The sequence below is a fragment of the Streptomyces virginiae genome, assembly GCF_000720455.1.
GTDB lineage: Bacteria > Actinomycetota > Actinomycetes > Streptomycetales > Streptomycetaceae > Streptomyces > Streptomyces virginiae.
Genome location: NZ_JOAK01000005.1, coordinates 400954 through 418419, shown reverse-complemented (window position 1 = coordinate 418419; position 17466 = coordinate 400954). Strand labels below are relative to the sequence as shown.

Sequence of the window (17466 nt, the reverse complement as noted above, 5' to 3'; positions counted from 1 at the left end):
GGCGTGAACGTTTCGCGCGGAGCGTCAGATGGACGCGCTCTCGGCCGGTCGGATCAGGATGCGCTGGCCGACGTAAGCGGCCTGCTGCACGATCCGGTTGACGGAGGCCGCGTCCACGACGGTGCTGTCCACGGCGGTCCCGTCGACGTCGTCCAGGCGCAGAATCTCGAAGCGCACGGGGCTTCTCCCTTCGTCAGTGTTCTCCTTGCACTGGTTCAACGAAGTGTAGGCCGCAATCATTCCCTACGCTAAGGAAATTTTTTGACTGGCTAACTACATGTCGGTGGCGGCGGCCCAGAACGAGGCCAGCGCGGCGGCCGTGGCCGCCGGGTCCTCGGCGTTCGGGGAATGCTCGGTCCCCGGTACGACCACCCGCCGCGCGCCCAGCCGCTCGGCCATCGCGTCCATCAGCGGGACCGGCCAGGCGTAGTCCACGGCCCCCGACAGCACCAGCTTCGCCAGCCCGACCCGGCTGAGCTCGTCCACCCGGTCGGGCTCGCAGATCAGGGCCCGGCCCGTGACGATCAGCTGTTCGGGCACGGTGGCCAACCACCGCTCGCGCAGGAAGTGCGTCAGCTCGGGGGAGTCCTGGGCCGCGTCCTGCGGGTCGTGGGCCCGCATCGCCGCCCAGATCCCCGGCATGTCGTCGCCCATCGCCTCCAGCGCCGCGACCAGCAGCTTCGTACGCGCCTGCTGCTCCTCGGCGATCGCCGCCGGCCCGCTGCTCAGCAGGGTGAGCGAGGCGAAGGGCGCCGGGTCGCGGAGCACGGCGGCGCGCGAGATCAGCCCGCCGAGCGAGTGGCCGACCAGGTGCACCGGGCCGGCGCCCAGCGCGCGGACCTGCGCGAGCAGGTCGCGCGCCAGCTCCTCCAGGCCGTACGCAGACTCCTCGCGCGGGCCGGGCGTCTCGTACTGGCCTCGCCCGTCGACGGCGACGACCCGGTAACCGGCGGCGGCCAGCGGCTCCAGCAGGGCGATGAAGTCCTCCTTGCTGCCCGTGAAGCCCGGGACCAGCAGGGCGGTGCCGCGGACCGGCTCCCCGGCCTCGTGCACGGCGAAGGAACCGCGGTCGGTGGAGAGGCGGTACGCACGGGCGACGGACGGCAGCGTAAGGCGCGGGGGCTTGCTCATGGCCCGAGGTTACCGGCCCGTAGCCCATGGCACAGCCCGGGTACGCCGACGGCCCCGGCCCCCTCGGAAGGGGGCCGGGGCCGTCGGTGCGGTGCTGTGGTCCTACGCCTCCGGCGCGGCCGCGACCTTGCGGGTGCGGGTGCGCTTCGGCTTGACCGGGGCCTCCTCGGCCACGGCGACGGCCTCCGCGACCGGCGCGGCCGCGGCCTTGCGGGTACGGGTCCGCTTCGGCTTGACCGCAGCCTCCTCCGCCACCGCGACGGTCTCGGCGGCCACCGGAGCGGCCTCCGCGACCTTGCGGGTGCGGGTGCGCTTCGGCTTGGCCGGGGCCTCCACGGCCTCGGCCACGGCCACGGCGGCCTCGGCGACCGGGGTCACCGCAGCGGCGGCCGCCGGCTTGCGGGTGCGCCGCGCCCTGACGGGCTCGACGGGCGGAGCCATCTGGAAGTCCGGCTCGGGAGCCGTCTCCACGACCCGGCGCGGTCGTCGCGCCCGGACGGGAGCCGGCTCGACGGGCGCGGCCATCTGGAAGTCCGGCTCCGGGGCGCTCTCCACGGCCTTGCGGACGCGGGCGCGGCGCGGCTTGGCCGGGGCCTCCTCGGCGACCGGGGTCACCGCGGCCACGGGAGCCGCGACCACGGCGGCCTCGGCCACAGGAGCCTCTGCCACCGCCGCCGGGGCGGACTGCACCGGTACCGCACCCACACGGGTCCGGCGGCGGCGCGGCCTGCGCGGCTCGTCACCCGCGGCCGGAGCCTGCGGGGCCTCGGCCACCGGGGACACGGCCTCCTGCTCGGCGCCGACCTCGGACCCGCCGCGCGTGCGGCGGCGCTGGCGCGGCGTACGCGTACGGGCCGGACGCTCCTCGGTCACCACTGCGGCCTGCGCGGAGCGGCCGCCACGGCCACCGCGGCCGCCGGTCTCGCCCAGGTCCTCCAGGTCCTCGGCCTTCAGGCCGGCCCGCGTGCGCTCGGCGCGCGGCAGGATGCCCTTGGTGCCGGCCGGGATGTTCAGCTGCTCGAACAGGTGCGGCGACGTGGAGTACGTCTCGACCGGCTCGTGGAAGTCCAGCTCCAGCGCCTTGTTGATCAGCTGCCAGCGCGGGATGTCGTCCCAGTCGACCAGGGTGACGGCGATGCCCTTGTTGCCCGCGCGGCCGGTACGGCCCACACGGTGCAGGAAGGTCTTCTCGTCCTCGGGCGTCTGGTAGTTGATGACGTGGGTCACACCCTCGACGTCGATGCCGCGCGCGGCGACGTCGGTGCACACCAGCACGTCGACCTTGCCGTTGCGGAACGCGCGCAGGGCCTGCTCGCGCGCGCCCTGGCCCAGGTCGCCGTGGACGGCGCCGGACGCGAAGCCGCGGCGCTCCAGCTGCTCGGCGATGTCGGCCGCCGTGCGCTTGGTACGGCAGAAGATCATGGCCAGGCCGCGGCCCTCGGCCTGCAGGATGCGGGAGACCAGCTCCGGCTTGTCCATGTTGTGCGCACGGAAGACGTGCTGCGTGATGTTGGCGACGGTCGCGCCCTCGCCGTCCTCGGAGACGGCGCGGATGTGCGTCGGCTGCGTCATGTACCGGCGGGCCAGGCCGATGACCGCGCCCGGCATGGTCGCCGAGAACAGCATCGTCTGACGCTTGGCGGGCAGGTAGGCCATGATCTTCTCGACGTCGGGCAGGAAGCCCAGGTCGAGCATCTCGTCGGCCTCGTCCAGGACGAGCGCGCGCACGCGCGACAGGTCGAGCTTGCGCTGTCCGGCCAGGTCGAGCAGGCGGCCGGGGGTGCCGACGATCACGTCGACGCCCTTGTTGAGGGCCTCGACCTGGGGCTCGTAGGCGCGGCCGCCGTATATGGCCAGGACGCGGACGTTGCGGACCTTGCCGGCGGTGAGCAGGTCGTTGGTGACCTGGGTGCACAGCTCGCGGGTCGGAACCACCACGAGGGCCTGCGGGGCGTCGGTCAGCTGGTCGGGCGTGGCCCGGCCGGCCTCGACGTCCGCGGGGACGACGACCCGCTCCAGCAGGGGAAGGCCGAAACCGAGCGTCTTGCCGGTACCGGTCTTGGCCTGGCCGATGACGTCCGTGCCGGAAAGGGCGACGGGGAGGGTCATCTCCTGGATCGGGAAGGGGGACACAATGCCGACGGCCTCAAGGGCTTCGGCCGTCTCGGGAAAGATCCCGAGGTCTCGGAACGTAGTCAGGGTGCTGCCTCTTCTGTGAGACGCGGCGCGAGGCGGCGAGGGGGGTCCTACCGTGCTGTGCTTGCAGTACTGCCACGTACGAAGCTGCGCGGGACCACTAGCCTTCGCTCAAGCGCATCTGCCGCTGAGGGGGCCCCTCGTGGGAGGCGGTACGCATGGACGTACGCACCACACCGAGGGCGGTCGGTTGGAGCCGATCGGGCCACCGACCGGGCATCCTCATTCGGATGGCCCGCCGAGTATTCGGCAGGCGCATTACCACTGTACCCCGGAATCGCGCAGGTGTGTCGGGTGAATTCACCGGGTAGGTGGGTTTAGGTGGACAGGCTATGAGCAGACGTGGTGACTTGAGGCGCCATTCGGCGGGCTATTGTGCGGAGCATGCCGACCGTAGAAAACGCCTCGCCCGCCGACGACAGCACCCCCACCGAAGCCACGGGGATCGCCTCGCAGGACTGGGTGACCGCATCTGCCTCGCCGCAGTACCGGGCCGCCGTCGTGGACCTGCTCGGCGCGCTCGCGTACGGGGAGCTCGCGGCCTTCGAGCGCCTCGCGGAGGACGCGAAGCTCGCGCCCACCCTGGACGACAAGGCCGAGCTCGCCGCGATGGCCTCCGCGGAATTCCACCACTTCGAGCAGCTCCGGGACCGCCTCGCGAAGATCGAGGTCGAGCCCACCGCCGCCATGCAGCCCTTCGCCCAGGGCGTCGACGACTTCCACCGCCAGACCGCCCCGTCGGACTGGCTGGAGGGCCTGGTCAAGGCGTACGTCGGGGACTCCATCGCCAGTGACTTCTACCGTGAGGTCGCCTCCCACCTGGACACCGACACCCGCGCCCTCGTGCTCGGCGTGCTCGACGACACCGGCCACGGCAACTTCGCCGTGGAGAAGGTGCGCGCCGCGATCGAGGCCGACCCGCGCTGCGGCGGCCGGCTCGCACTGTGGGCCCGCCGCCTGATGGGCGAGGCCCTCTCGCAGGCCCAGCGCGTGGTCGCCGAGCGCGACGCGCTCTCGACCATGCTGGTCGGCGGCGTCGACGGGATGGCGGCGGGCTTCGACCTCGCTGCCGTCGGCGAGATGTTCACCCGGATCACCAAGGCCCACACCAAGCGGATGGCGGCCCTCGGCCTCGCCGCCTGACCTGACGGTCCGCTACATCGTCGGCCCCGGCGCGCCCTGTGCGCGCCGGGGCCGACGTACGCGGTCCGGGGAGCCGGCCCTCACGGCCCGGCTTTCAGGGGTCACCCCCGCGACGGGAGCGAAAACGGAGTCCTGTGGGGACGCCTGCGGGGCCCGTGGGCCGGACGGAGCAGCAGGGACAGCACCACGGCCGAGACCAGCACCGCGCCGATGAAGGTCGCCATCAGGGTGTTGTGCCCCGGGCCCAGCGCGAAGTGGGTGAGATAGGCGCCGAACAGCGCCCCCAGCACTCCGCTGACCAGCACCGTCTTCCGGGAAGGAAGCCGGGGCGCGAGCACTCGGACGGCTGCGGCGGACAGGGCGAGGCCCAACAGCGCGGAGCCGAGCACTTCCATCAGCACCATGAGGTCTCTCCCATACGTCAGGGCAAACCGGGTCACTGCGGTCCTACCCGAAGCGGAAGAAAGAGAAACGACCCGGTGGAATCAACCACCGGGCCGTTTCGGACAGTTCTCAGTGCTTCTCAGAGCGCTCCGAAACCGACCTTGCGTGCGGTCGGCTCACCCAGGTCGACGTACGACAGGCGGTCGGACGGCACCAGGACCTTGCGGCCCTTGTTGTCGGTGAGGCTCAGCAGCGGCTCGTTGCCGGACAGCGCGGCGCTGACGATGCTCTCCAGCTCCTCGGCGCTCAGGTCGCTCTCCAGCACGATCTCCCGGGGTGCGTGCTGCACGCCGATCTTGACCTCCACGGCTTTGTCCCTCCGACGATCCGGTTCGCGCGATCAGCCGCGCCGTACGCGGTCCACATTAGCCCGGAGAGGGGACGCGGACCGCGCAGAGCGGACACGCTGGCAGCGAACACCGCGAGGACCGCGCGGCGACCGTCAGGATTCGGTGCCGTGCAGCGGGAAACCGGCGATGCCGCGCCAGGCGAGCGAGGTCAGCAGCCCGACCGCCGTGTCACGCGCGACCGGGCTCTCGCTGGACAGCCAGTAGCGGGCCACGACCTGCGAGACCCCGCCCAGGCCCACGGCCAGCAGCATCGACTCGTCCTTGGACAGGCCGGTGTCCTCGGCGATGACGTCGGAGATGGCCTCCGCGCACTGCAGCGAGACGCGGTCGACGCGCTCGCGCACCGCGGGCTCGTTCGTCAGGTCGGACTCGAAGACCAGTCGGAACGCGCCGCCCTCGTCCTCCACGTACGCGAAGTAGGCGTCCATGGTGGCGGCCACGCGCAGCTTGTTGTCCGTCGTCGACGCCAGCGCGGTGCGCACGGCCAGCAGCAGCGCCTCGCAGTGCTGGTCCAGCAGGGCCAGGTACAGGTCGAGCTTGCCGGGGAAGTGCTGGTAGAGCACCGGCTTGCTGACGCCGGCACGCTCGGCGATGTCGTCCATCGCGGCCGCGTGGTACCCCTGGGCGACGAAGACCTCCTGGGCCGCGCCCAGCAGCTGGTTGCGCCGGGCTCGGCGCGGCAGTCGCGTGCCCCGCGGACGCGCTGCCTCGGTCTGCTCGATGGCTGTCACGCCGCCTCCCACTTTCTCTCAGAACACAGGCGCTCTGCGCCGCGCCGCCATCGTACTTTTCGGTAACCGAATCTGGGGGGTCCAAGCCGAGTTTTCTCGCGGTACGGACGGCCCGGAGGCGCTGGTCAGCGGTCGGTCGGCAGTCGGTCAGCGGTAGTCGTCCTCGTCCAGCGGCACCACCCGCGCCTGCTCGGCGGCATCGCCGTCCGCGGCCTGGCCGGCCTGGTGGCCGTTGTCGGGGTCGTCGTCGTCCGGCCGGAGATCGGCCTGCTGTTCCGCAACATCCGCCTCGGGCGCCTCAGGATCGAGGGATTCCGGAAACCGCTCCCGAAAGGTGTCCGGCTCCGCAGGGTCGACAGTCATCGCCGCTCCCCTCGCTTCCTTGTGTCACTTACGAGCCTAGGAGGATCGCGGGGGCACCGCTATGCGGATACCAGGATCCGCGATGTGTCTGTGACCGCGAACACAACAAGTGGAGCGTGATCCTCTCGTAACATTGCCCGCATGTCTTCGACCGAGCTGCCGGGCGTGCGGTCCACCGCCGAACTGTCCTCCCCCGCGGGAGCGGTCCGGCTGGCCGACGGAGAGCAGCTGCGCACCGCCGCGCTGCCCGGACTGGATCTGGCCGTCCGGGTGCGCCCGCCCCGGCGCACCGGCCTGCCGCCCGCCCTCTTCGTGCACGGGCTGGGCGGTTCCTCGCAGAACTGGTCGGCGCTCATGGCGCAGCTGGCGGACACCGTCGACGGCGAGGCCGTGGACCTGCCCGGCTTCGGCTGGTCCCCGCCACCGTCCGACCGCGACTACTCCGTCACCGCGTTCGCCCGGGCGGTCATCCGCCACCTGGACGCCGCCGGTCGCGGACCCGTCCACCTCTTCGGGAACTCCCTCGGCGGCGCCGTCTCCACCCGCGTCGCGGCCGTCCGCCCCGACCTGGTGCGCACCCTGACGCTCGTCTCGCCGGCCCTTCCCGAGCTGCGCGTGCAGCGGTCGGCCGTGCCGACCGCGCTCCTGGCGCTGCCCGGGGTGGCCGGGCTCTTCAGCCGGATGACCCGGGGCCTCACCGCCGAACAGCGCACCCGGGGAGTGACGGACCTCTGTTACGGAGACCCCTCCCGGGTGACTCCCGAGGGGTTCCGCAACGCAGTGGAGGAGATGGAGCGCCGGATGGCCCTCCCGTACTTCTGGGACGCGATGACCCGCACGTCACGCGGCATCGTCGACGCCTACACCCTCGGGGGACAGCACGGACTGTGGCGCCAGGCGCAGCGGGTGCTCGCCCCGTCCCTGCTGGTCTACGGTGGCCGGGACCAGCTGGTCTCGTACCGTATGGCGCACAAGGCCGCGGCCTCCTTCCGGGGTTCGCGGCTGCTGTGCCTGCCCGAGGCCGGGCACGTGGCGATGATGGAGTACCCCGAGGTGGTGGCCGCCGCCTTCACGGAGCTGCTGCGCGACACCGGCGCGGGGGCTGCGGACCGGGACACCGAAGAGGGCAGGGGCTGAGGGGTCGTGGGACGACACAGTCGAAAATCCGGGGCGCCCGCTCCGGAGTCCGCTCCGGCGCAGGCGCCCGCCGCAGCGCGCCAGCAGGCGCAGCCGGATCCCCTCTCGTACGGGGACCAGTACGCGTACGACGCCTTCGGCAACGACGACGCCTTCGGCAACGACGTCTTCGCCAACGGCGACCCGTTCGCCGGGTGGCCCGAAGCGACCGTCACCCACCAGGGGTACGTCCCGCAGGACCTGCCCGCCGCCGACACGCGTGCCGGCGGCCACCCCCAGCAGTACGAGTCCGGCGGCGCCTGGGGCGCCCGGCCCGACTCCCGCCCCGACTCCCGCCCCGACTCCGGTTCCGTGTACGGGGACTGGCGCGGGGTGCCGCGCCCGCGCACCGAGGCCCCCGCGGCCCAGGTGGCGGCCCACGCCGCGCTCCTGGACACCGGCACCCCGGCCTTCGGCACCCCCGCCGTGGGCTTCCCGCAGGTCGTGCCCGAAGAGGCCGCGCCGGACCCCCTCACCTCCACCGGCTCGCACCGCCGGGTGCCCGGCCCGCGGATGCCGGCCGACCCCGCCGCGGAGCCGGCCGGGTCCGAAACCGAGTCCGCCTCCGGCTCCGGGCGCGGTCGCAAGGTCCGTACCTACACCGGCATGGCCGCGGCCGCCGCCGCCACCGTCCTCGCGGTGGTCGTCGCGGGCCAGTCGTACCTCGACGGCGACACCGACGAGGCCAGGGCCGGCGCGCCCGCCGCCACGGGCAAGGACCGCAGCGACACCGCCGCCTCCCGCTCCGACGGCCGCCCCACTCCGAACGGCGGCGTGGCCGCGCCGGTGGCGCCGTCCGCCGAGGCGCCCGCGCCCGAGCTGACGTACGAGCAGCAGATGGCGGCGCAGCTGCCCCTCGACCCGAAGCTCACCGGGCCCGGGACCTTCGACACCGTGCCCGGCGTGGCCAAGGCCCCCGGCAAGGGCAAGATCGTGCGCTACCGGGTCGACGTCGAGCAGGGCCTGGGACTGGACCCGCAGCTGTTCGCCGAGGCCGTCCACCGCACCCTCAACGACGACCGCAGCTGGGGCCACGGCGGTACGAAGACCTTCGAACGGGTACCGGGCGGCGAGGCCGACTTCGTGATCACCCTCGCCAGCCCCGGCACCACCGGCGTCTGGTGCGCCAAGTCCGACCTCGACACCATCGTCGGCAACGTGTCCTGCGACTCGGCGAAGACCGAGCGGGTGATGATCAACGCCTTCCGGTGGGCCCAGGGCTCCGAGACCTACGGCCCGGGCCAGATGCTCACCTACCGCCAGATGCTCATCAACCACGAGGTCGGCCACCGGCTCGGCCACGGCCACGTCAACTGCCGCACCCCGGGAGCGCTCGCCCCGGTCATGCAGCAGCAGACCAAGTCCCTCAACATCGACGGCATCCAGTGCAAGCCCAACCCCTGGGCGTTTCCGGAGAGTTGACGCAGCGTCGGCGGAACGGGCCGGCCGTCGCGTTGACAAGCCGTCCGATCATCGGTCATGGTTCTCCGCATGTCGCACCGCCACACCCTGACCGCGAGCGCCGCCATTGAGCTGGCGCTCCTCGGTGTGGCCGCGCACAGCGTGGCCGACATCTTCTGTCGCTGACGCCGGCCCGACCGCGCAGCGACCCTCTTCGTCCCTTTCGTGACGCCGCCGCGCCCGGGCACGCCCATGCCTGCAGGCGCGGCTTCCTCCTGTTCGGTGCCGGTCCGGTACCGCCGCTGATCGCTGATCGCCGCCCCTCGCGTGGCCCTTCCGTTCCTCCTTCACGCCGAGAGGTCCTTCTCCGATGCCCAGTCAGTCCCACATATCGCGCCGCGTGGCCGCGGCCGCCGTCAGCCTCGTACTGGCCGGGGGCGCCGCCGCCTGCGGGCCCAAGGACGGCGCTGACGGGGCCGGCGCCGCCGGCGGCAAGCCCGGCGCCGCGGGTGCGCCGCAGAAGGGCGGCACGCTGACCGTCCTCAACTCCGAGCCGCAGAACGACTTCGACCCGGCCCGGCTCTACACCTCTGGCGGCGGAAACGTTCCCTCGCTGGTCTTCCGTACGCTGACCACCCGCAACCGCGAGGAGGGCGCGGCCGGCACCAAGGTCGTGCCCGACCTGGCCACCGACACCGGAAGGCCCAACGCCGACGCCACCGAGTGGACCTACACCCTCAAGGACGGCCTCAAGTACGAGGACGGCTCCCCGATCACCACCGCCGACATCAAGTACGGCATCGAGCGGTCCTTCGCCGCCGAGCTGTCGGGCGGAGCCCCCTACCTGCGGGACTGGCTGGTCGGCGGCGAGAGCTACGAGGGCCCGTACAAGGACGGCGGCAAGGGGCTCGACTCGATCCTCGTGCCCGACCCGAAGACGATCGTCTTCAAACTCCGCAAGCCCGAGGGCGAATTCCCCTTCGTCGCCACCCAGACGCAGTTCGCCCCCGTCCCCAAGGCCAAGGACACCGGCGCCAAGTACGAGGAGCACCCGGTCTCCTCCGGCCCCTACAAGGTCGTCAAGAACGAGAACGACGGCGAGCACCTCACCCTGGAGCGCAACGAGCACTGGGACGAGAAGACCGACGAGGAGCGCAAGGCCTACCCGGACAAGATCGACGTCCGCTCCGGTCTCGACTCCGCCGTCATCAACCAGCGCCTGACCACCAGCGCCGGCCCCGACTCGGCCGCCATCACCACCGACACCAACCTCGGCCCGGCGGAGCTCGCGCAGATCGGCGACAACAAGGAACTCGCCGGCCGCGTCGGCACCGGCCACTTCGGTTACGTCAACTACATCGCCTTCAACCCCAAGGTCGCACCCTTCGACAACCCGAAGGTGCGCCAGGCCGTCTCCCACGCGATCAACCGCACCAGCGTGGTCAACGCCGCCGGCGGCTCCGCACTGGCCGAGCCCGCCACCACCTTCCTGCCCGAGCGCGAGGCCTTCGGCTTCACCCCGTACGACCACTTCCCGGCGGGCAGGACCGGCGACCCGGCCAAGGCGAAGGAACTGCTGAAGGAGGCGGGCTTCCCCGACGGCCTCACCGTCACCCTGACCCACTCCACCGCGCAGAACCGCCAGACCAGCCCCGAGGTCGCCACCGCGGTCCAGCAGGCGCTCGCCGCCGCCGGCATCACCGTCAAGCTGGAGGGCCTGGAGAACAACGCCTTCAACGAGCGCCGCTGGGACGCCAAGAACACCCCCGGCTTCTTCCTCTCCCGCTGGGGCGCCGACTGGCCGTCCGGAGGCCCCTTCCTCGCCCCGATCTTCGACGGCCGGCAGATCGTGACCGGCGGCTCCAACTACAACCACGCGCAGCTCGACGACCCGGCCGTCAACGCCGAGATCGACGAGATCGCCAAGCTGACCGACCTCGCCGCGGCCGGCAAGCGCTGGGGCGCCCTCGACAAGAAGATCGGCGAGCAGGCCCTCACCGTGCCGCTCTTCCACCCGGTCTACAAGCGGCTCGTCGGCAAGGACGTCAAGAACGTCGTCATCAGCGACTGGACCGGCGTCCTCGACATCTCGCAGGTCGCGGTCAAGTGAGCATCGCCCTCGAACGGTCCGCGCCGGCGCCCGGGGCCGTCCCCCCGGGAGCCGGCGCCGGACGCCAGGTGTGGCGGCGGGTGCGACGGCGGCCCTCCGCCCTCGCGGCCGCCGCCGTCCTGGCCCTGCTCGTCCTCCTCGCGCTCGCCGCCCCGCTGCTCTCGCACCTCACCGGACAGGACCCCGGCGCCTACCACGACGACCTCGTGGACTCCGCCCGCGGCGGCGTCCCCCTCGGCTCCTTCGGCGGGATCTCCGCCGACCACTGGCTCGGCGTCGAGCCGGGCACCGGCCGCGACCTGTTCACCCGGCTCCTGTACGGCGCACGGATCTCGCTGCTCGTCGCCCTCGGCGCGGTCGCCGTACAGACGGCCGTCGGCGTGGGCGTCGGACTCGCCGCCGCGCTCGGCGGCCGGTTCGCGGGCCGCCTCATCGGCCTGGCCACCGACGTGATGATCGCCCTGCCGATGCTGGTCATCGGCATCGCCCTCACCGCGGTCGTCCCGCCCGACTTCCCGCGCCCCCTGCTCCTGATCCTCCTCATCGGGCTCTTCGACTGGGGCGGCACCGCCCGCATGGTCCGCGCCCAGACCCTCGCCCTGCGCGGCCTCGACTTCGTGGACGCCGCCCGGCTCTCCGGCAACGGCACCCTGCGGATCGCCTGCCGCGAACTGCTGCCCTCGCTGGCCGCCCCCGTCATCACCATCGCCGCCATCAAGGTGCCGACCGCCATGGTGGCCGAGGCCTCCCTGTCCTTCCTGGGGGTCGGCGTCAAGCCGCCCACCCCCTCCTGGGGACAGATGCTCTCCAGCGCACAGACCTGGTTCCGGGCCGACCCGGCCTACGTCCTGCTGCCCGCCGGGCTGCTCTTCGTCACCGTGCTCGCCTTCACCGTCCTCGGTGACGCCGTCCGCACGGCCCTCGACCCGCGCGAAGGCTCCCGCCTGCGGGTCGGCACCGGAAAGGAGAGCAAGGCGTGACGCGCTTCGTGCTCCAACGGATCGGCGGCGCACTGCTCGTGCTGCTCGCCCTGTCCGTCCTCATCCACGTCCTCTTCTACTTCGCCCCGGGCGACCCCGCCCGCCTCGCCTGCGGAGAACGCTGCAACCCGCAGCAGATCGCCCAGGTCCGCGAACAGCTCGGGCTGAACGAATCGGCCGTCGCCCAGTACCTGCACTTCCTCCAGGGGCTGGTGGCCGGCCGGGACTACTCCGCGGGCGCCGGGCAGGCCCTGCACTGCGACGCGCCCTGCCTGGGATTCTCGTACCAGACCGACCAGCAGGTCACCGGGCTGATCCTGACCAGGCTGCCCGCCACCCTGTCGCTCGCGCTGGGCGCGCTGGCGATCTGGCTGCTGGTCGGCGTCGGCACCGGGCTGCTGTCCGCGCTGCGCCGCGGCGGCATCACCGAACGCCTGCTGACCGTCCTCACCCTCGCCGGGACCGGCACGCCCGTCTTCATCCTGGGGCTGCTCCTGCTCATGGCGGTCTGCGCCTACCTCCAGTGGCTGCCGTTCCCGACGTACGTGCCCCTGACCGAGGACCCCGAACAGTGGGCCTGGAACCTGCTGCTGCCCTGGCTGACGCTCGGGCTCTTCGAGAGCGCCAAGTACGCCCGGCTCACGCGCAGTTCGACCCTGGAGGCGCTCGCCGAGGACCACATCCGCACCTTCCGCGCCTACGGGGTGGGGGAGCGGGCCCTCGTCACCCGGCACGCGGTGCGCGGCGCCGTCGCCCCCGTGATCGCCCTCAGCGCCGTCGACTTCGGCACGATGATCGGCGGCGCGGTGCTGACGGAGTCGCTGTTCGGGATCCCCGGTCTCGGCAAGACCCTGATCGACGCGGTGCGGGTCGTGGACCTGCCCGTCGTCGTGGGCGTCGTCCTCGCGATCGGCGCGGCCGTCGTCGTCGCGGGCGCGATCGCCGACCTGCTCTACGCCGCTGCGGACCGAAGGGTGGCCCTCGCATGACACAGGCACTGGTCGAGGTCGCCGGCCTCGTCGTCGACTTCCCCGTGGGCGGGGCGGGCGACCACGTACGGGCCGTGGACGGGGTCTCCTTCACCCTCCGGGCCGGACGGGCCCTGGGCATCGTGGGCGAGTCCGGCAGCGGCAAGTCCACCGTGGCCGCGGCCCTGCTGGGCCTGCACCGCGGCACCGGCGCACGGCTGGCCGGCACCGTCCGGGTCGGCGGCACCGACGTGTCCGCGGCCACGCCCGCCGAACTGCGCCGCCTGCGCGGCGGGACCGCCGCCATGGTCTTCCAGGACCCGCTGAGTTCCCTCGACCCCTACCTCGCCATCGGCGACCAGATCGCCGAGGTCCACCGGATCCACTCGGGCGCCTCCCGGCGCGCCGCCCGGGCCCGGGCCGTCGAGGTCCTCGACCGGGTGGGCATCGCGGACGCCGTACGCCGCTCCCGGGCGCGGCCGCACGAGTTCAGCGGCGGCATGCGGCAACGGGCCCTCATCGCCATGGCGCTGGCCTGCGAACCGCGGCTGCTGATCGCCGACGAGCCGACCACCGCGCTGGACGTCACCGTCCAGGCCCAGATCCTGGACCTGCTGCACGGCCTGCGCGAGGAGCGCGGACTCGGCCTGCTGCTGGTCACCCACGACGTGGGCGTGGCCGCGGAGAGCGTGGACGAGCTGCTGGTCATGCGGGACGGCGCGGCGGTGGAGCGCGGGCCGGTGGCCTCCGTGCTGACCGCCCCCGCAGAGCCGTACACGCGGGAGCTGCTGGCGGCGGTGCCCAGGCTCGACGGGCCGCGCCGTTCCCGGAGCGGCCACCCGGACCCCGCGCCCCGAACGCCGGGGCCGGATGCGCCCGTCGTCGAAGCCGTCGGGCTGCGGCGGGAGTTCGGCCGGCGGGGGCGGCGGGTCGCCGCCGTCGCCGGGGTGTCCCTCGCCGTGCGGGCCGGGGAGACCCTCGGCATCGTCGGCGAGAGCGGCTCCGGCAAGAGCACGCTCGGTCGGATGCTCGTCGGACTGCTGGAGCCCGACTCCGGGCAGGTCCGGCACGGGGGCGTCCCCGCCACCGGCATCACGGGCGGCGTCCAGATGGTCTTCCAGGACCCCGTCTCCTCCCTCAACCCGCGCCGCTCCGTCGGCGAGTCCATCGCCGACCCGCTGCGCGCGGCCGGGGAACGCGACACGGCGGCCCTGCGGGCCCGCGTCGGGGAACTGCTGGAGCGCGTCGGACTGGAGGCCGGGCACTACGACCGCTACCCGCACGAGTTCAGCGGCGGCCAGCGCCAACGGGTCGGCATCGCGCGTGCGCTGGCGCCCCGGCCCCGGCTGATCGTCTGCGACGAGCCCGTCTCGGCCCTCGACGTGACCACGCAGGCACAGGTCACCGCCCTGCTGGCGGAACTCCAGCGGGAGTCCGGCATCGCCCTGGTCTTCATCGCGCACGACCTGGCGGTCGTCCGGCAGGTCAGCGACCGGGTCGCCGTCATGCGGGCGGGCGAGATCGTGGAGGAGGGCCCGGTGGACGAGGTCTACGACCGTCCGGCCCACCCCTACACCCGCCAACTGCTGGCCGCGGTACCGGAACTCGATCCGGCGCTGGCCGCGGAACGGAGATCGTCCCGCCAGGAGGCCTACGCCACCGCCTAGTTCGAGCCTTCCGGGGCTGTACTTCTAGCGTGCTCGAACGCGAACCGTACGGGAAAGTTACGACTCTTCACCCCTTCCGGTGGCGCGACGGACAACCGTCCGTCGCGCCTTCGGCATATCCGCTTGAGTTCTCCCGCGGCGGGTCGCCTGACCGACGGCGACCGCCTGGACGGGAGATCGGGGGTGCCACTCGTGCGGATCGGACTGCTCACGGAAGGTGGTTATCCGTATGCGACGGGCGAGGCCAGGCTGTGGTGCGACCGCCTCGTGCGCGGACTCCCGCAGCACGAGTTCGAGCTCTACGCGCTGAGCCGCAGCGCCGAGCAGGAGCGCGCCCGGGTCCCGCTGCCCGAGCACGTCACCCACGTCCGCACGGCCCCCCTGTGGGCCCCCGCCGACGACGGACGGACCTACTCCCGGCGCGAGCGCCGACGGTTCGCGGACTGCTTCAAGGAGCTGGTCCAGGGGATCTGCGCCGGCGCACCCGACCCCTTCGCCAGCGGGCTGTACGGGCTCGCCGCTCTCGCCCGCGAACAGGGCGGGCTGTACGCGGCACTACGCTCCGAATCCGCGGTACGGGCCCTGGAGGCCGCCTGCCGGGCCCCCGGCGCGAGCCGCACCGTACAGGCGGCGCAGGTGACCGACCTGCTGGAGTTCGTGGACGAACTGGAGGGCATGCTCCGGCCGCTGTCCCTCGACTGGTACGAGGAGAACGCCCACGGCGAGGGCCTCGGCGCGGTCGACGTCTGCCACGCCGCCGCCGGCGGCGTGGCGGCGCTGCCCGGCCTGCTGGCCAAACGCTTCTTCGGGGTCCCGCTGCTGGTCACCGAGTACGGGGTCCAGCTGCGCGCCCACTACCTGGCCCACCTCGGCGGCGCCGCCGAGGGCGAGGAGCCCCGCCCCGCCGTCCGGGCCCTGCTCGCCGCCTTCCACCTGCGGCTGGCCACCGAGATCTACGCCCGGGCCGACTTCCTCACCCCCGGGAACGCCCACGCCCGGCGCTGGCAGGAGCGCTGCGGCGCCACCCGTGACCGGCTGCGGACGGTCTACCCGGGGATGGAGGCGGACCGATTCACCACCGTCGGAGAGGCCGCCGACCGCGGGGACCCCGACACGCTGGTGTGGGTCGGCCGGGTGGAGCCCGCCAAGGACCTCATCGCCCTGCTGCACGCCTTCGCCGAGGTCCGCAGGGCCGAACCGCGCACCCGGCTGCGGATCTTCGCCACGGCCGCGGACCCCGGCTACCTCGCCGACTGCCGCTCACTCGCCGCGCAGCTGTTCCCCGACGAGGCCGCCGACAGCGTCACCGTCGGGGAGAACCCGGTCTCCTTCGAGGAGATCGGCGGACCGGAGACCCCCTCCGCGGCCGAGGCGTACGGCGCCGGGCGCGTCGTCGTGCTGTCCTCCGTGATCGAGGGCTTCCCCATCACCCTGGCCGAGGCGATGCTCTGCGGGCGCGCCACCGTCTCCACCGACGTCGGCGCCGTCTGCGAGGTCATCGGAGGCACCGGGCTCGTCGTCCCGCCGCGCAACCCGCGGGCGCTCGCCGAAGCCTGCCTGTCCCTGCTCGGGGACGCCGAGCGGGCGGAACGCCTCGGGGCCGCCGCACGGGCGCGCGCCCTGGAGCTGTTCACCGTCGAGCAGAACGTCGCCGCCTTCCGGGAGATCTACCTGCGGCTGCTGGCCAAGGGCTCCCAGCGGCCCGACGGCGGCGTCCCCTTCGCCCGCCCCCCGGAGGCCCGGGTGCCCGGCCACTGGACCAGCCCGACCTGGGCCAAGCCCGCCCCGGACCCGACCTCGGAGGCCGCCGTATGACCACCGTCGACCCCGACACCGCGGCCCCGCCGTCGGCCGGAAGGGCGCGCAGGCGGGCCGCGGGGGACCCCGTCAAGGCCCTGCTGCACCGCCACCGCGAGCTGTGCGAGCGGGCCGTGGACCCCCTGGAGATCGCCGCCGGCCTGGAGGCCCACGGCATCACCGACCGCACCGCCGCCCGCTTCCGGCACCGGGACGTCTTCTCCCTCGCCGAGGAGCTGTACGCCCGCAGCCCGCGCGGAGAAGAACCCGCCGCCGCGTCCGCCCCGGTCCCGGCCGGGCCGTCCGCCTACCGCGCCCTCGGCTGTGCGCTGCTCCCCGGCGCCCTCGCCGCCGGCGCCGCCGCCGCGGGCCAGGCGTGGGCCGGGCCCGCAGCCGTGGCCGCCACCGTCGCCGCCCTGGTGTGGCCCGGCCGGGCCGCCGGGGGCCGGTTCCCGTGGCTCGCCCACCTGCTCGCCGCGGCCGTCGTCGGCTGGGCCGTCCACCGGCACGGCACCGCCCTCGCGGTCGGCCTCGCGCTGGCCGTCGCCCCCGGGCACCTGCTCGCAGCGGCCTTCGCCGCCGGGGCCAGGGCCCGGCTCGACGGGAGCCGCGCGCTGGAGGACTTCGCCGACCGGGCCCGCCCCCTGCTGTTCGCGTCCGTCGCCGGCTCCACCGCGGCCGCCGTCGGCGCCGCCGCCCTCACCGGCGCACCGCTGCCGGTGGCCGTGCCGCTCGCCCTGCTGCTCTTCCTGACCCGGCTCCTGCTGCGGCACGGATCCCGCCGCGGACCCGTCGCCGCCGCACTCGCCCTCGCCCTGGTCCCGCTCCCGGCGGCGGCCCCCGCCGCAGCGGCCGTACTCCTCGTCCACGCCGTCCTCGCCCTGTCCCGCGCATCCGCGCACGCGAGGCCATGACGTCCCCCGGGACCACCACTTCGGAGCCGACGCCGAGGCGCAACTCCCGTACCCCGCCCCATCCGTCCACCCGTCCGCAAGGAGAAACAGACATG

At 73.5% G+C, this 17466-nt stretch carries 17 protein-coding genes; 10 read left to right on the top strand and 7 right to left on the bottom strand.

Annotation, left to right across the window (positions count from 1 at the left end):
* Positions 1 to 24 precede the first annotated feature (24 nt).
* The 3 genes from IG86_RS43545 to IG86_RS0111610 all read right to left on the bottom strand — a co-directional run bounded on the left by IG86_RS43545 (position 25) and on the right by IG86_RS0111610 (position 3240).
* Positions 25 to 177: a hypothetical protein gene (locus tag IG86_RS43545; RefSeq protein ID WP_167344722.1), complete on the bottom strand. Its 153-nt coding sequence runs from the start codon at positions 175 to 177 to the stop codon at positions 25 to 27.
* Positions 178 to 273: 96 nt separating this feature from the next.
* Positions 274 to 1131, bottom strand: a complete 858-nt coding sequence (locus IG86_RS0111615; protein ID WP_030896611.1) for an alpha/beta fold hydrolase — start codon at positions 1129 to 1131, stop codon at positions 274 to 276.
* Positions 1132 to 1233: 102 nt separating this feature from the next.
* Positions 1234 to 3240, bottom strand: coding sequence for a DEAD/DEAH box helicase (locus IG86_RS0111610; protein WP_244305829.1), 2007 nt, complete (start codon positions 3238 to 3240; stop codon positions 1234 to 1236).
* A gap of 471 nt (positions 3241 to 3711) precedes the next feature.
* Between IG86_RS0111610 and IG86_RS0111605 the strand changes: the two genes are divergently transcribed.
* Positions 3712 to 4470: a ferritin-like fold-containing protein gene (locus tag IG86_RS0111605; RefSeq protein ID WP_030831009.1), complete on the top strand. Its 759-nt coding sequence runs from the start codon at positions 3712 to 3714 to the stop codon at positions 4468 to 4470.
* Positions 4471 to 4571: 101 nt separating this feature from the next.
* On the opposite strand, the gene IG86_RS0111600 is transcribed toward IG86_RS0111605, so the two are convergent.
* The 4 genes from IG86_RS0111600 to IG86_RS0111585 form a co-directional block, all read right to left on the bottom strand.
* A complete protein-coding gene (locus IG86_RS0111600; RefSeq protein WP_030831013.1) occupies positions 4572 to 4874 on the bottom strand; it encodes a hypothetical protein in 303 nt (100 codons plus the stop codon).
* Positions 4875 to 4993: 119 nt separating this feature from the next.
* Complete coding sequence (locus tag IG86_RS0111595) at positions 4994 to 5221, bottom strand: DUF3107 domain-containing protein (protein WP_030831015.1); 228 nt, start codon at positions 5219 to 5221, stop codon at positions 4994 to 4996.
* Positions 5222 to 5356: 135 nt separating this feature from the next.
* Entirely contained in the window at positions 5357 to 5995 is a 639-nt protein-coding gene (locus tag IG86_RS0111590; protein ID WP_030660116.1) for a TetR/AcrR family transcriptional regulator, read from the bottom strand.
* 147 nt (positions 5996 to 6142) lie between these two features.
* Complete coding sequence (locus IG86_RS0111585) at positions 6143 to 6358, bottom strand: hypothetical protein (RefSeq protein WP_030831017.1); 216 nt, start codon at positions 6356 to 6358, stop codon at positions 6143 to 6145.
* Positions 6359 to 6499: 141 nt separating this feature from the next.
* On the opposite strand from IG86_RS0111585, the gene IG86_RS0111580 reads away from it, so the two are divergent.
* The 9 genes from IG86_RS0111580 (at position 6500) to IG86_RS0111540 (ending at position 17371) form a co-directional block, all read left to right on the top strand.
* Positions 6500 to 7495 (top strand): alpha/beta fold hydrolase, encoded by a 996-nt coding sequence (locus IG86_RS0111580; protein ID WP_030831019.1) that lies wholly within the window; start codon positions 6500 to 6502, stop codon positions 7493 to 7495.
* 6 nt (positions 7496 to 7501) lie between these two features.
* Positions 7502 to 8956 (top strand): DUF3152 domain-containing protein, encoded by a 1455-nt coding sequence (locus IG86_RS0111575; RefSeq protein ID WP_030896605.1) that lies wholly within the window; start codon positions 7502 to 7504, stop codon positions 8954 to 8956.
* Between the two features lie 69 nt (positions 8957 to 9025).
* The gene (locus IG86_RS45305) at positions 9026 to 9121 is read left to right on the top strand and encodes an Ms4533A family Cys-rich leader peptide (RefSeq protein ID WP_312847296.1); all 96 of its coding nucleotides are present in this window, start codon (positions 9026 to 9028) and stop codon (positions 9119 to 9121) included.
* Positions 9122 to 9305: 184 nt separating this feature from the next.
* Positions 9306 to 11045 carry an ABC transporter substrate-binding protein gene (locus IG86_RS0111565; RefSeq protein ID WP_030831022.1) on the top strand — a complete coding sequence of 580 codons (1740 nt, stop codon included), beginning with the start codon at positions 9306 to 9308 and terminating at the stop codon, positions 11043 to 11045.
* Positions 11042 to 12025, top strand: coding sequence for an ABC transporter permease (locus tag IG86_RS0111560; RefSeq protein WP_030896603.1), 984 nt, complete (start codon positions 11042 to 11044; stop codon positions 12023 to 12025). Before IG86_RS0111565 ends, IG86_RS0111560 begins: the two co-directional genes overlap by 4 nt.
* Positions 12022 to 13014, top strand: a complete 993-nt coding sequence (locus tag IG86_RS0111555) for an ABC transporter permease (RefSeq protein ID WP_030896602.1) — start codon at positions 12022 to 12024, stop codon at positions 13012 to 13014. The genes IG86_RS0111560 and IG86_RS0111555 overlap by 4 nt, the downstream gene beginning before the upstream one ends.
* Complete coding sequence (locus IG86_RS0111550) at positions 13011 to 14660, top strand: dipeptide ABC transporter ATP-binding protein (protein WP_030831029.1); 1650 nt, start codon at positions 13011 to 13013, stop codon at positions 14658 to 14660. Before IG86_RS0111555 ends, IG86_RS0111550 begins: the two co-directional genes overlap by 4 nt.
* Before the next feature lie 192 nt (positions 14661 to 14852).
* Positions 14853 to 16475: a GT4 family glycosyltransferase PelF gene (gene pelF / locus IG86_RS0111545; RefSeq protein WP_030896600.1), complete on the top strand. Its 1623-nt coding sequence runs from the start codon at positions 14853 to 14855 to the stop codon at positions 16473 to 16475.
* On the top strand, positions 16472 to 17371 hold the full coding sequence (locus IG86_RS0111540) for a hypothetical protein (RefSeq protein WP_030896597.1): 900 nt from the start codon (positions 16472 to 16474) through the stop codon (positions 17369 to 17371). The genes pelF and IG86_RS0111540 overlap by 4 nt, the downstream gene beginning before the upstream one ends.
* Positions 17372 to 17466 lie beyond the last annotated feature (95 nt).